General features: G+C 38.3%; 11 protein-coding genes. 8 read left to right on the top strand and 3 right to left on the bottom strand.

Annotated features, from left to right (window positions below):
- Window positions 1-324: 324 nt before the first annotated feature.
- Window positions 325-1,632, bottom strand: coding sequence for a serine hydrolase domain-containing protein (locus B3E00_RS15470; protein WP_293939199.1), 1,308 nt, complete (start codon window positions 1,630-1,632; stop codon window positions 325-327).
- A 74-nt stretch (window positions 1,633-1,706) separates the two neighbouring features.
- Window positions 1,707-2,531 carry a helix-turn-helix domain-containing protein gene (locus B3E00_RS15465; protein ID WP_293939198.1) on the bottom strand — a complete coding sequence of 275 codons (825 nt, stop codon included), beginning with the start codon at window positions 2,529-2,531 and terminating at the stop codon, window positions 1,707-1,709.
- 216 nt (window positions 2,532-2,747) lie between these two features.
- Between B3E00_RS15465 and B3E00_RS15460 the strand changes: the two genes are divergently transcribed.
- Window positions 2,748-3,560, top strand: a complete 813-nt coding sequence (locus tag B3E00_RS15460) for a class I SAM-dependent methyltransferase (RefSeq protein ID WP_293939196.1) — start codon at window positions 2,748-2,750, stop codon at window positions 3,558-3,560.
- A gap of 27 nt (window positions 3,561-3,587) precedes the next feature.
- Here the strand turns inward: B3E00_RS15460 and B3E00_RS15455 are convergent, their stop codons facing one another.
- The gene (locus B3E00_RS15455) at window positions 3,588-4,004 is read right to left on the bottom strand and encodes a DUF1801 domain-containing protein (RefSeq protein WP_293939195.1); all 417 of its coding nucleotides are present in this window, start codon (window positions 4,002-4,004) and stop codon (window positions 3,588-3,590) included.
- Window positions 4,005-4,297: 293 nt separating this feature from the next.
- On the opposite strand from B3E00_RS15455, the gene B3E00_RS15450 reads away from it, so the two are divergent.
- The 7 genes from B3E00_RS15450 to B3E00_RS15420 all read left to right on the top strand — a co-directional run bounded on the left by B3E00_RS15450 (window position 4,298) and on the right by B3E00_RS15420 (window position 14,264).
- The gene (locus B3E00_RS15450; RefSeq protein ID WP_293939194.1) at window positions 4,298-4,849 is read left to right on the top strand and encodes an RNA polymerase sigma factor; all 552 of its coding nucleotides are present in this window, start codon (window positions 4,298-4,300) and stop codon (window positions 4,847-4,849) included.
- Between the two features lie 67 nt (window positions 4,850-4,916).
- Window positions 4,917-6,044 (top strand): FecR family protein, encoded by a 1,128-nt coding sequence (locus B3E00_RS15445; RefSeq protein ID WP_153845465.1) that lies wholly within the window; start codon window positions 4,917-4,919, stop codon window positions 6,042-6,044.
- 77 nt (window positions 6,045-6,121) lie between these two features.
- Window positions 6,122-6,787, top strand: coding sequence for a secretin and TonB N-terminal domain-containing protein (locus B3E00_RS15440; protein ID WP_293939190.1), 666 nt, complete (start codon window positions 6,122-6,124; stop codon window positions 6,785-6,787).
- A complete protein-coding gene (locus B3E00_RS15435; protein ID WP_293939189.1) occupies window positions 6,781-9,474 on the top strand; it encodes a SusC/RagA family TonB-linked outer membrane protein in 2,694 nt (897 codons plus the stop codon). Before B3E00_RS15440 ends, B3E00_RS15435 begins: the two co-directional genes overlap by 7 nt.
- Window positions 9,475-9,488: 14 nt before the next feature.
- The gene (locus B3E00_RS15430; RefSeq protein WP_293939187.1) at window positions 9,489-11,366 is read left to right on the top strand and encodes a RagB/SusD family nutrient uptake outer membrane protein; all 1,878 of its coding nucleotides are present in this window, start codon (window positions 9,489-9,491) and stop codon (window positions 11,364-11,366) included.
- 300 nt (window positions 11,367-11,666) lie between these two features.
- Entirely contained in the window at window positions 11,667-12,791 is a 1,125-nt protein-coding gene (locus B3E00_RS15425) for a vWA domain-containing protein (RefSeq protein ID WP_293939185.1), read from the top strand.
- 6 nt (window positions 12,792-12,797) lie between these two features.
- On the top strand, window positions 12,798-14,264 hold the full coding sequence (locus B3E00_RS15420) for a sigma 54-interacting transcriptional regulator (protein ID WP_293939183.1): 1,467 nt from the start codon (window positions 12,798-12,800) through the stop codon (window positions 14,262-14,264).
- Window positions 14,265-14,545: the final 281 nt, after the last annotated feature.

The raw sequence follows: 14,545 nt of genomic DNA, 5'->3' as shown, positions 1-14,545 counted from the left end.
AGATTGGATATATTTTCACAAAAAAGCGATTTGTTGTAATATAGTCATTATTTTGGATAGCCAAAAGTAGGCTTGTATTTTTGAACGGTTAATGTTTGCTGAAATTTAGCGATACCAAGCTGCAAATCATTTCTTTGTGATTAAATAAAGTTTGTTGCGTTAGTTGGCTTTCTTCGGTTCCTGATCCATCTGTTGCAATATCTTATAATTTAGTATACGTTATGTAGATCTAACGCTGGACCCGATATAGGTGTAATTTAACTTTTTTCTTTAAGGTTTCAAATAATAGATTAAAATCGTTATTCTCGCAGCATGCATAGCGTTTCATTCATTTCTATTGGATCGTGGGAAAACTTCCTTAACTCCAGCTTTTGTTAAAATAATGGAATTGTAGCCATATGTTTTGTCTTCAACAAACTCGATCGTTCTGTCGTTGTCGTCTGCTCTGAAAAATTTTGTTTTAGACTCGGGAATGAGTTCAATATCCGCATCATTATAATAGAGTTTGCCACCAATTTTTAATATCCGTATTTTTCCATACTCACCCACATAGTTATTGTATATGGTCGTATCTATTTTGGCGCGATGATGTTTGTAGGGCATCTCTACTTCTTTACCAAAGGCAATTGCTGAAAGTCCGTAACCTATGATATGGGAGGCTGAGCCGTTATTAGAAAGGACAGTGACAAAGAGTTTGTCGTCAGTAAATCGATTAAAAGAAGTCATTGTCCCAAAGAATCCTCCGTCATGTGCAATCAAATAATGTCCGTGATTATAAAATGGATTGATGATGAATCCATAGCCCCAATTTTCGGAGTTATATGGTGTAAACATTTTTTCCTTCATCGCGGCTGATAGGATCGTTGTTCCATAAAGTGTTTGGTCCCAAATGGCTAGATCTTCCACGGTTGAATAAATACCGTCGTGACCTAGGTTGATCTCCCAGTTGATATAGGGGTTATGGATAAAACCTTGGTCATTATGATAATATACTTTTGCTTTTTTCGTCACGATGGATTCATTGTTACTAACTCCGGTGTTCTTCATCCCAGCTTTATCAAATATATTTTTCTTTAAAAAAGTAGCGTAATGCTCACCGGAGACTTTTTCAATAATCTTTGCTAACAAATAATAACCGATATTACTATAGGCGCTCTTTGCTCCCGGTGAGAATTCGAAAGGAATTTTCTTGATGGCGGCATAAGCAGAATCGCGACTTATGCTGCTTAACGCGATTTCTTTGAAACCCATAGCAAGTCCGGAGCTGTGTGACAGCAACATGTGGATGCTGATACTATCGGCTTTTGGATAATCGGGGAAAAATTTACTGAGTTTATCATATAGGGATAATCGCCCACTGTCGACGAGCTGTAAAATAGCGGCTGCGGTAAATTGTTTTGTGACCGATGCCAACTGGAATTTAGTGTCTAACGTGTTTTTTATATTCCATTCATAATCTGCCAAACCATAGGCTTTTTTTAATAAAATAGCACCTTTTTTCATGACAAGAACTGTTCCACTAAAATTATTTACATCAGCTTGTGCCTGCATATAGGCTGCAAGCTTAGCTGATGTTTTTTCTTGGGCCACAAGAAAAACTGGACAAAGCATAAGTAGGATTAAAAGCTTCATAACGTATTGTATAAATAATTATGGAGCAATGTTACTGTTTAATAACATAGTGTGATTGTATTTTTGTAAACCCGCTAAATAAAAATCCATTTTATCTGGCTCCGTTCAAGATTAGCTATTTTGGAAAAGAAAATTTTTGGTGTAAATCCTGTTAATTTTTTAAAATCTCTAATCATGTGGGACTGATCGAAATAATCCAGGTTATAAGACAGACCTATTTTGTTTCTATCTTCGAGGTGGCTTTGAATTGCAGCTCGAAATCTGATGATTTTTTTAAATTGAGAGGGTGTTTTACAGATATGTTGATCAAATTGTTTATTTATGGTTGTTCTCGATCTTCTTGTTTTTAGCGAAAACTCTGACATCGATTGATTGACGTTGCTTGTATCTAACATTTCGGTAATTATGTTTTCGAGCAACGCATTTTCAAATGGCCAAAATTTTGATATCCAATAGTGTTCTAATGCCTTGATTCGCTCGTCCTGGTCATCTATGGACAGGATGGATCTCATAGCATCTTTATAATCCAGGTGTGGGTTAAAATCGGGAAATGTTCCGCTGTTATAATCGCTTAAATCATTGGGTATAAAAGCATTTATCCCAAGAGGTTTGAAGTAAGTGGTAATTTCATTTATTTTCCCCTCGTAACACACTAAAACAGGTTCATTAAAATTGCATACAAGGTTTGTTTCTATCGAATTGGATGGAAAATGCTTCGTAATCACCTTATTTAAGCTTACCATCGTTTGGGTCTGCTCACTTATCGTCACAATGGTGTAAATACTCGGAAATGTAAAATATGCCGTCGCTTTTTCTTCGTCAGTTTTCTCAAGTATATAGAAGCATTCAATATATTTTTTTAGGAGTAAGCTCTCTGGTCTATATATTTTTATCGTCATCTCTTTTCTTCATATAAATAGGCTTTGTTCTTGCCTCATCCTTTTAAACTTGAAAGTATTTGATAATCGATTTAAATATAGACAACCTTTATGATAATTTTCACCAAGCTTTATTTCTTAAAACACTTATTTTTAGATTGAGGAAAGGATGAATCCGATAGAAATTAATTTTTATTGTACTTTAGTAGCTAATTAACCGTTTAATTAAAAAACAAAATGAACGATTTGAACCCGGAAGAGAATTACATCGCAATAAACAAACACTCGTGGAATAACAGAACGGATACGCATTTAAAATCAGATTTTTACAATCTAACAGGATTTTTAAAAGGGGAGACTTCGCTGAATTCAATTGAGTTAGCATTATTGGGTGATATCAGTGGGAAAAAAATATTACACTTACAATGTCATTTCGGACAGGATACAATTTCTTTGAGTAGACTTGGCGCTAAAGTTACTGGTGTTGACCTATCTGACAAGGCTATAGAAAGTGCGCGCGAAATTGCGAAAGATACGCATGCTGATGTGCAGTTTATCTGTTGTGATCTATATGAGCTTGAGAATCATCTTGATGAACAATTTGATCTAGTCTTTACAAGTTACGGAACGATTACTTGGTTACCTGATTTAGATAAATGGGCGAAAATAATTTCACGTTTCTTGAAACCGAAAGGGCAGTTTATTTTTGTCGAGTTTCATCCAGTTGTTTGGATGTTCGATGACAATTTTGATAAAATTGGTTATAATTATTTTAATATTGCTCCAATTGTTGAAACAGAGCAGGGAACCTATGCCGATAAAGATGCCGCTATTTCGCAGTCCTATGTCACCTGGAATCATAGTATGAGTGAGGTCGTTGGTGCTTTACTTCATAATGGGCTGAACATTCAAGACCTGAACGAATTTGACTATTCACCTTATCCTATTTTTAAAAACATGACAGAGCTAGATCCTAAAAAATTCAGAATAGCCCATTTGGGAAACAAGATTCCGATGGTCTACGCTATTGTTGCGCGTAAAAGTGAATAAATAAAATTCTGGGAACCGACCTGATACTTATTTCTTTCTCAAATAACGATTTATCATGGGGCTAAAATCTATTTTGGATGAAACCTGAATATGTTCTGCCAATACTGAGGCGGGAAATTCATCCAAAGTTTTGAATTTGATACAGCCTTTTTGAAATTTGGCCTTGGGTAATTTTAATTTTAGTTCTTCCATTAATTCGGGGTTAGTGTAGATAACCAAGGAATGGAATGAAATGTAATTCTTTGCGACTGTTAGCCCGTATTTAAATACGCCCTGTTCATTAAAGCTAATCGCATTAGGGTTTGACATGAATTTTCCAAAGCTCTCGGAAACGGTATTGTCATTTTCTGTTATCGCTTTCCGGAATTGACGGATTACCTGTTGCTCAGTGTCGGAAAGTGTATTGATATATTGATCTATTTCCATTAATTTTTTATTGTCCATAAGAGCTGTAGTTGTTCGCTAAAAATATTAAATTTTCTTTTATATCGATGTAGACCAGCATAAAAAGATTCGACGGGTTATGGCTAAGGATTGCTTAAAAGAAATTATTCAGGATTTTCTCGCGGTGGTATGATTCTGTGGCTGCCCTAATATCGTGTTGTGAACGTATTTTGTATCGATTCGGACCTATTGTTGTACTATGACACTTATAGGAAGTTCCGTTTAGATTTTATATATTGCATCTATCAATTTTAAACCAACATTTAATTTCTCAACAATATAAATCTTCAGTTATGTGCAATAGTAGTCTTGAGGATCTTTTTCTTTTGGTGAAAGAGTCGAATGAAGATGCATTTGACGAACTTTATCATCGAACTTGGGAAAAATTGTATGAAATTGCTCTCAGACGCCTGCAACATGAAAACACTGCAAAAGAAGTTATTCAGGATCTTTACATTGATTTATGGGAGAAGCGGCATCGCAAAACAATTCAAGATGTCGATCATTACCTTTGCCAAGCTGTCCGTTTTAAAGTGATTGACAGGTTTCGAAAGGAAAAGAGGTATTTTGAAGAATTAGAAACAATGGTTGAAGAGCTAAGCGATGGATCAACCGCCGATGGCAACTATATTCAAACTGAATTAGAATCTATGCTGCATAACTGGATTGCACGTATGCCACAAAAACGCAGAGAAATATTCTTGCTTCGTTACAATGAGGATAAAACTGTTAAGGAAATTGCGAAATTATTAGGTCTATCGACGAAAACTGTTCAAAATCAATTGCTTAATACAACAAATGCACTTAAGCTTCTAATCCAAAAAATTCTTTTTATGTTTTTTTAATTTTTTTTTGGGAATTATCATTAGTCACAACGACATATAAGAAAGGAACCAATATAAACCATCTTATATGTCTGAAAGGAAACGTCATGTTCGCACAGTCTTAAAAGATCTTCTCGATCGGTATATTTCGGGAGATACCAATCCTGAAGAACGACAATTTGTTGAATACCTGTACGATGCAATGGACAGGGAGGGAGAGGTGCAAAATGATATGGACCGCATCGGAGAGGAGATTAAAGAAAAGGTTCATCATCGTATTAAAAAGCGTACTTTAAGTTTTCATATACCCAAAATAGGGTATGCTGCAGCAAGCATTATGATCCTTTTTGGGATATTTATATCCTATAGGCTCATTGATAATTCAAAAACAAGCGAAAAAGTTCTTCATGTCACTAATCATAATCCGTCGTTAATAATCGGGAAAGAAAAACGGTTTGATTTGTTAGATACCTTGCCGCAAGGAGCTCATTACACGACCATCAATGATGAAAAAGTACTAGCATTAAGTACGGTTGCCAATGGGACAGATTTGGGGAAACTGCGCATAGAAAATCCTTCGAGAAATGTATTTTCTGTTTTACTGAACGATAGCACACAAGTGTGGCTTAATTACTTGGCAACGATTGAACTTGAACCTGATTTTAATAAGAATAACCGTTCTGTCCATATTACTGGGGAGGTTTATTTTGATGTTCATAAACAATATTCTGCAGGTAAAAGGATTCCGTTTTCAGTCCACTCTGCCTTGCAGACCATTGAGGTATTGGGAACAAAATTCAATGTAAATACATCGGGCAATTCCGAAGAAAATGTATTGCTTACAGAAGGGAGTATTCGTCTTACGCATAATCGCTATGGAACACAGGTACTTATTAAGCCGGGGCAGCAGGCTTTTTTGGAAAAAGATAAACCTAAAATCTTACTTATTCAATCTGAAAATATCGAAAAAGCAAATGCCTGGCGTAAAGGTTTGTTTTATTTTGATAATGAGAAGCTCGCTGAAGTTGCTCTCGAATTTGAACAATGGTACGGAATTCCAATTGTTATAGATTCAAAAATTGCAGGACTTCCCATTACAGGAATGATCAGCAGATATGAAAATATCAGCGAGGTTTTGGCGATCATTAAGATGACCAATAATATAAACTATATAGAAAGGAAAGGAACAATATATGTAACAGAAGCAAATCCATAAAAAATTAGGAATGCTGCTACATTCCTAATCGCGCCTTAACGGCTTTTGGTAATGATCAATTATTAATCAATTTTCAAATGTATAAATTACTTATGACATCCCGCAAACAAAATAAGTTTGCACGCAATTTTTTGTGCCTTTTTTTTGGCAGCCTTGTCTGGTTATTTAGCTCGGCCAAGCCAGTCTTTGATGTACAGAAAAACATAACAATCGATTTTAATAATATTCCGGTTAAGCAGGTCTTTAAAGAGTTAAATAGTAAAACCGGTTTAAAATTTATTTATTCCCCAAATGACATCGACGACTCGAAGCGTATATCCATGACATTTAGAGAGCAGCCGATAAAGACTGTTCTAGATAAGATCTTTTCAAGTTTAAAGATTTCTTACACGTTAAATGACAATACAATTATTGTGAAGCGTAGCCTTCAACAAGCCTCAATACAAGAAGGCCGCGTCATTGCGGGTCGGGTTCTTAATAAGCGACAGACGGCCCTGGCAAATGCTACTGTCGCGACAGGCCTTGGCAAGAATAGCACATCGACAGATGACCAAGGTCAGTTTACACTCAAGCTAGACCCGCAGGACAGTTATTTTGTGGTTAGTCTTGTCGGCTATGTAAGTCAGCGTGTACCACTCAAGACAAACGGAGAATATACGGTGATATTAGCTGATAGTATCAGAGCGCACTGGACGAGGTCGTTGTTGTCGGTTTTGGTACCCAAAGGCGTGCCTCTGTGGTAGGGGCGATCACGACGATAGAACCCAAACGCTTGCAAATAGGAACATCTCGTTCTATGAGTAACAATCTTGCAGGACAGCTTGCTGGTATCATTGCCGTACAGCGATCCGGAGAACCGGGTTACGATAATTCAAACTTTTGGATACGTGGCATCAGTACTTTCGGTGGAAGCAGAAGCCCATTGATTCTTGTGGACGGTGTGGAGCGGTCTTTGGACAATATGGACCCTGAAGAAATTGAATCGTTTTCGATATTGAAGGACGCGGCAGCGAGTGCAGTTTATGGTGTAAGGGGGGCAAATGGAGTGATTTTGATCAATACAAAGAGAGGAAAAGTAGGTAAACCCAATGTTTCTGCTCGTTTTGAGCAGGGGATCACATCACCAGTACAGCTGCCTAAATTTGTTGGTGCAGCTGATTATTTGGAGGTAATGAATAGTATTCGGGAGGAACGAGGGGAGCAAGGTTTATATTCGAAAGAGCGTATCGAAAACATCCGTAATCATACGGATCCAGACCTTTATCCTGATGTCAATTGGTTGGATGCAGTACTTCGGGACAAAGCTGGAAATTCACGGGCGAATGTTAGTGTCAACGGAGGATCTGATATTTTGCGTTATTCCTTAGTAACTTCATATTATCGGGAAGGTGGATTGATCGAACGCGATGAAAAACAGGCTTGGAATTCATCTTCACGGTTAAACCGGTATAATGTGCGTTCCAATGTAGATATCAATGTTAGTCCAACCACTCTCTTCCGGTTGAATATTGGCGGATATCTCCAAGATAGAACAAGAGCTCCCCAAAGTGTTGATGAGCTATTTCAGGAGGCTTTCACTATTCCTCCCTATGTACATCCTACCATCTATTCCTCTGGTGAAATACCTCGGACGCCCCAGCGGACAAACCCCTGGGCATTGGCGACTCAACGCGGATATGAACGTATTAGCGCAAGTAAAATCGAATCTTTATTTGCGGTAGAACAGGACTTATCGTTTTGGTTTAAGGGATTAAAGGCTCGGGGGCTTTTTTCCTTTGATAGATACTCTAATACGTCGGTCGTTAGGAGTAAAAGCCCTGATTACTATAATCCAGCTATCGGAAGGGACGAAAATGGAAAATTAAAGTTAGTCATTGATAGTTATGGACAGGAATTTTTAGGCTATGAAAAAAATTCAGACTGGGGCGATAAGAGCATGTATCTTGAGGGAGCTATTAACTATGTTCAATCTTTTGGTGGCCATAACGTAGAGGGAATGTTTTTATACAATCAGCGAAATTACGATAATGGAGATCTTTTGCCTTATCGGAATCAAGGAATCGCAGGTAGATTTTCATACAATTATAGCAACAGATATATTGGGGAATTTAATTTTGGTTATAATGGATCCGAAAACTTTGCTCCAGGAAAACGTTATGGATTCTTTCCTTCCTTTGCTTTAGGCTGGTATATTTCCGAAGAACTTTTTATGGAGCATCTTAAAAATACATTTTCCAAAATCAAACTGCGCGGATCTTATGGATTGGTGGGGAATGATAAGTTAGATGGTCGTCGGTTTGCCTATATCACAACCATTAATGAGACCGGTGGATATTCATGGGGACTAAATAACGATTTTAAACGCAGTGGTCGTATGGAAGGTGATCAAGGTAACAGTGGACTTACTTGGGAAACAGTTGCTAAATCCAATATTGGTTTCGAGCTAGGCTTATGGAAAGCACTGGAATTTCAGCTTGACTTATTTCATGAGGACCGGAAAAATATATTTATGCAACGTCGTTCTATACCCGGTTCGAGTGGTTTTACCAATGCGCCCTGGGCAAATTTTGGACGCGTAAACAATAAAGGTATCGATATGTCGCTTGAATTGAACAAGCAATTAAATCCAAACCTATTCCTTTCTGTTCGGAGCACATTTACTTATGCCTTAAACAAGATTTTAGAACAGGACGAACCTAGCGCAGTGATCGGTACCTCAAGGTCTTCTACGGGAAAGCCAATCGGCCAACTGTTTGGCTTTATTGACGAAGGCCTATTTACTGATGCAGATTTTTCAGATATTGCTAATGGTACTCTTCGATCAGATATACCAAGACATACTTTTGGACCAGTGCGTCCCGGTGATATCAGATATCGGGATTTGAATGGTGATGGTGTGGTAGATGCCCTCGATAGAACTGCTATCGGTGGAACGGAGGATCCACAGATTGTATTTGGCTTCGGATCCAACCTAAGGTACAAAGCTGTTGATTTTGGGTTCTTTTTTCAGGGAGTCTCTCGCACTTACAGGATCATTGGTGGTTCAAATTTTATTCCCGGAAGTGCCAACGGAGCAATGGGTAATATTTTCGACAATGTTTCCGATAGATGGACCTTGGATAATCCTAGACAGGACGTTTTCTATCCACGGCTTTCTGACTATCAAAGTGCGAATAATAATTTGGCCTCCACTTGGTGGCTTAGAGATATGAGTTTTGTAAGACTACGTAATATTGAAGTGGGCTATAGCTTACCATCAAAAATTCTTGATCATCTCGCTATCCGTAATTTTAGAATATTTCTGCGCGGCAATAATCTGTTGACAGTGAGTGATTTTAAGCTTTGGGATCCAGAGCTTGGGGTTAATAATGGTATGCGCTATCCGATCATGAAATCTGTTTCCATGGGATTGGAATTGAATTTTAAATAGAAATAACCTATACAATGAAGACTATAAAATATAATGTTACCCGTATATTACTGCTTGTTGCGCTGGGTTTTACAGCGACCTCTTGTTCGAAATATTTGGACAAAAGCCCTGATGATCAGCTTACTTTAGATATGATTTTTAAAGACAAAACCAGAACAGAAGACTGGCTGGCAGGAATATACAGCAATGTACCAGATCCATATTGGGGAAATACCCGAACACTTGGCTGGGATCCACTTTCGGATGATATGGCACCATCTACGGGCTGGGAGCAATTTGGCTGGTCTGTTATAGGGATGCAGACCGGCAATTGGAATCCCAGTACTTCATGGGATCCTAATTATTGGGTGGAACTTCCCAAACGTATTCGTTCAGCTTATATTTTTCTGGACAATGTAAAACCAAATCCTGCACAGTTGGTGACTGAGGAGGAAGTAAACCTCATGAAAGCTGAAGCTCGCTTTATGATCGCTTATTATTATACCCTTCTGCTCGAAACCTATGGTGCTATACCGTTTCATCTTGGATTGACCGATCCGAATGCATCAGCCGAAGAATTGATGATTGGACAGACCCCATTTGATCAAGTGGTGCAATGGGCTGAAAAGGAGCTGTTGGATTTGTCTGCTATTTTACCCGCTAAATATAGTGCTGCTCAGAAATATGGTCGCGCGACTTCTATTATGTGTTTGGCAGTCAGAGCTCGTCTTCTATTATTTGCTGCAAGCCCATTAGTGAATGGTAACACTGCATACACCGGTTTCGTTAATAATAAGGGAGAAACCATATTCAATGGAAACTATAGTGTAGATAAATGGAAAACTGCAGCAGCGGCCTCAAAATTACTAGTAGAAAAAGCAGAATCAGCCGGTCATAAATTATATATTGAGTATAATGCTGATGGGTCTATAGATCCGTTTCTATCGTATCAAAATATGTTGTTTAGAAGACCTCAAGATGGGAATGAGGAGATTCTTTTTGCTCGTCCTGATTGCAATATCTGGGAATATGATAGGCACGCACAACCAAGAGGTACTGGGGGAAACGGGGGACTGGGAATTACACAATCCTTAGTGGATGCCTTTTTCATGGAGAATGGTCGGAAGATTGATGACCCATTATCGGGATATCAGGAAAAAGGATTCTCAAAGACCGTAGAAGTGCGAAATACACGCTGGGCTGAATCTCAGGGAAACGGAAAGGTGACTTTGGAAGGCACTTATAATATGTATACCCATCGTGAACCACGATTTTATATTTCGGTTCTGTATAATGGTGCTTGGTATAGAAGAGAAAATCGGACAACCGAATTCTATAGTGGTAACTGGGATGGGGGACCTACGCATGACGCCCCACAAAATGGGTACCTTGTGCGTAAGAAAGTCCATCCAGATCACGACCCCCGCAATGGAACAAATCCCTATAGACCGGGAATACTTTATCGGCTTGGCGAAGTGTATCTGAACTATGCCGAAGCATTAAATGAGTCCGAGGCTAATCATCCTGATATATTAAAGTATGTCAATTTGATAAGGGTGCGCGCAGGTGTACCACAATATGGTGTAGGAAAGGATGCTTTACCAGTACCATCTTCGCAGGAGGCAATGCGTAAAGCAATCCGAGATGAGCGACGGGTAGAACTAAATAATGAAGGTATCCGTTACCGAGATGTGCGACGCTGGAAAATTGGTGAAGCTGTGTTAAATGGAAATTTCTATGGAATGAATTTTTCTGGTACAGAAAAGGATGACAATGAATCTAACCCAAAAGCATTTTTCAAACGCTCAGTTTATCAAAAGCGTATGTTTACCGCAAAGAATTATTGGTTCCCAATTCCACAAACGGAGATAGATAAGAATCCAAATTTGGTCCAGAACCCGGGTTGGAAGTAGTAATTAGGACTATTTAATTTGTGATTAGGTATCCAGATGCTGCTTAGCTTATTTGCTAAGCAGCATCTTTTATTTTTGAGGTGTCCCTACCGGCACATTTGACAAACCTAGGGATTAGTTTGTTGGATATAGGGTTAGACCTTCATTTCTTTTTGTAGAATAGCTATTATAAATCATACTATAGCCAGTTTTTAAAGTTAAATCTACATTTAGCATGCATAAGGATTATTATTTTGTAAATTCATCCTACAAAGCGTTCGATAGCAATTTTTAATCGCTTTTTTATATTAAATAAAAGGAATGATGAAAATCAAGAAACGAAATAAAGGTTTTCTCTTTAGGCAATTTGAAGAGCCGTTTCAGACGCCTTTTGATAAATTATTTGACATTTTTAAAGAACTGATTACCCATACTTCCGGTGATTTTGATGAAGCTATTGATTGGCTTAGGCAGTTGGATAAAGAGTTTAAGCTTACGACCCCTGCATACACGATAGACGATTTCATTGCGGATCTGAAAGATAAAGGATACATCAGAGAAAAAGTTGAATTTGATGGCGAAGGCGGTGTAGATATTACCTCAAAACTTGAGAAGGCCTTGCGGCAGCACGCCTTGGACCAAATTTTCGGAAAGATGCGGAGAGGAAGGTCTGGCAATCATAAAACAAATCGCCAAGGGCGGAGCGACGAAAATATGGGTGATTTCCGCAACTATCAATATGGCGATGGTCTAGAGAAGATAATTTTGACGGAGAGTTTGAAAAATGCACAAATCAATCATGGAATAGGAGAGTTTGCTTTATCTGAAAATGATCTTGTTGTTGAGGATACGCAGTTCAAATCACAAATGAGTACAGTGCTGATGATTGATATTAGCCACAGTATGATTTTGTATGGAGAAGATAGGATAACACCTGCAAAGAAAGTAGCTATGGCCCTATCTGAGCTTATTCTTACTCGTTATCCTAAAGACTCTTTGGACGTTATTGTTTTCGGAAACGACGCTTGGCAGATAGCGATTAAAGAACTTGCTTATCTGCAAGTTGGACCATTTCATACCAATACTGTCGCAGGCTTAAAGCTAGCAATGGATTTACTACGGCGAAAGCGGCATGCGAATAAGCAAATATTTATGATAACCGACGGCAAACCGAGTTGTTTAAATATGCCGGACGGTAGTTACTATAAGAATCCAATGGGTTTGGATCCGTTCATCACGAGCAAGTGTTATAGTATGGCTGCGCAAGCTCGCAAGTTGGGAATACCGATAACAACTTTTATGATTGCTTCCGATCCCTATTTACAACAATTTGTCGACGAATTTACAGCTTCAAATCAAGGAAAGGCTTATTATACGGGCCTTGGAAATTTAGGAGAAATGATTTTTGAAGATTATGAAGAAAACCGGAAAAAAAGAATACGATAAGAATATATGGATTACACGAAGATTACAACATTTGGTGCACTAAAAACTTCGGGTTATAAACCTCAAACAATAAAAGAAGAATTGCGTCAGAATTTGATTACAAAAATAAGGGCGGGTGAAACCGTGTTCGATGGAGTATATGGTTATGAAGATACGGTTATTCCAGAACTTGAGCGGGCTATTCTTTCCAAGCATAATATTAATTTTTTAGGCCTTCGTGGCCAAGCTAAAACGCGATTGGCAAGACTTATGGTCAATCTATTGGATGAATATGTGCCAGTGGTACAGGGTTCAGAGATTAATGATGATCCGTACAACCCTATATCACGTTATGCCCTGGAACTGCTGAGGGAGAAAGGTGATGAAACACCGATAAGCTGGCTTCATAGAAGTGATCGTTTTGCTGAAAAACTGGCCACTCCAGATGTAACTGTAGCCGACTTGATCGGTGATGTAGATCCGATCAAAGCCGCAAATTTAAAATTGAGCTATGCAGACGATCGTGTGATTCACTTTGGTATGATTCCAAGAGCAAATCGCTCCATATTTGTCATTAATGAACTGCCTGATCTTCAGGCGAGAATTCAGGTGGCACTCTTCAATATTTTGCAAGAGGGAGATATTCAGATCCGTGGTTTTAAGTTGCGCTTGCCATTAGATATACAATTTATATTTACAGCGAATCCCGAGGATTATACCAATAGGGGAAGCATTGTGACGCCGTTGAAAGATCGCATAGGATCGCAGATACTCACGCATTATCCCACATCGGTTGAGATCGCAAAGGCAATTACTGCGCAGGAGGCGAACTTGGAAATGGCGCAGAAAGAGCAAATATATATCCCTGAATTAGCGCGAGAATTAATAGAGCAAATAAGCTTTGAAGCTCGAAATAGCGAATATATTGATGATAAAAGTGGTGTTAGTGCCCGTATGAGTATTACGGCATTTCAAAACTTAATAAGCACCGCTGAATTGCGCATGCTTAAAAACGGATCGCAAGCAACCGCAGTGAGATTGGGTGATTTTATGGGTATTATACCTGCAATAACTGGCAAGGTTGAGCTTGTTTATGAGGGTGAGCAGGAAGGAGCCGATACTGTCGCATTGCAACTGATTGAAAATGCTGTCAAAAAACTTTTTCCAGTCTTATTTCCTAAAATTGAGAAGCTGGAAAGAGAAAATGAACGTTACCCTTACGATGATATTGTTCGTTGGTTTTCGGAATCGGAGGGGATCGAATTATCGGACGAGCTTAGTGATTTGGAGTATGTTAGGGTTCTGGATGAAGTGGTACCTATTAAGGCTTTGATTCAGCAATATCAGCCAGAAACGAAATCTGAGGATATCCATTTTTTAACCGAATTTGTTTTATGGGGGCTCACTTTAAACAATAAATTAAGTAAATATAGGGTTGGAACCGGACTGCAGTTTCAGGATAATTTTCAGGGATATCTAAGAAACAATTTGTAAGTTTTTATCATAATGCTATTTTGTTTCCCAAAGTGGAGTGCGAATTTAGGCATAGGAAGGATCAGCTGTTGAGTATATTTGATCAATAGCAAATAGTTGGGTTAATTAGAAATGTGGAACGACAATGTCGTTCCACATCACGTTTTTCATTGTAGTATTGTAGGGTCTTTACAGTATTTTTTATTGAATCAATTAGGAATTAGTTCAGCACTTACCTCAATCGAATCAATTCTACTTGTTTGACAAATGTAACTTAGATTGGACGCAGAAAGAATATGAAA

This window comes from Sphingobacterium sp. UBA5996 (assembly GCF_002429765.1).
GTDB lineage: Bacteria > Bacteroidota > Bacteroidia > Sphingobacteriales > Sphingobacteriaceae > Sphingobacterium.
Note: the sequence above shows the minus strand (reverse complement) of the source record. Positions and strands in the feature narration are given on the sequence as shown.

What these genes read in the sequence shown, in the direction of transcription:
- B3E00_RS15470 (WP_293939199.1), bottom strand. Translation starts at nt 1,632, where the DNA reads ATGAAGCTTTTAATCCTACTTATGCTTTGTCCAGTTTTTCTTGTGGCC.
- B3E00_RS15465 (WP_293939198.1), bottom strand. Translation starts at nt 2,531, where the DNA reads ATGACGATAAAAATATATAGACCAGAGAGCTTACTCCTAAAAAAATAT.
- B3E00_RS15460 (WP_293939196.1), top strand. Translation starts at nt 2,748, where the DNA reads ATGAACGATTTGAACCCGGAAGAGAATTACATCGCAATAAACAAACAC.
- B3E00_RS15455 (WP_293939195.1), bottom strand. Translation starts at nt 4,004, where the DNA reads ATGGACAATAAAAAATTAATGGAAATAGATCAATATATCAATACACTT.
- B3E00_RS15450 (WP_293939194.1), top strand. Translation starts at nt 4,298, where the DNA reads ATGTGCAATAGTAGTCTTGAGGATCTTTTTCTTTTGGTGAAAGAGTCG.
- B3E00_RS15445 (WP_153845465.1), top strand. Translation starts at nt 4,917, where the DNA reads ATGTCTGAAAGGAAACGTCATGTTCGCACAGTCTTAAAAGATCTTCTC.
- B3E00_RS15440 (WP_293939190.1), top strand. Translation starts at nt 6,122, where the DNA reads ATGTATAAATTACTTATGACATCCCGCAAACAAAATAAGTTTGCACGC.
- B3E00_RS15430 (WP_293939187.1), top strand. Translation starts at nt 9,489, where the DNA reads ATGAAGACTATAAAATATAATGTTACCCGTATATTACTGCTTGTTGCG.
- B3E00_RS15425 (WP_293939185.1), top strand. Translation starts at nt 11,667, where the DNA reads ATGATGAAAATCAAGAAACGAAATAAAGGTTTTCTCTTTAGGCAATTT.
- B3E00_RS15420 (WP_293939183.1), top strand. Translation starts at nt 12,798, where the DNA reads ATGGATTACACGAAGATTACAACATTTGGTGCACTAAAAACTTCGGGT.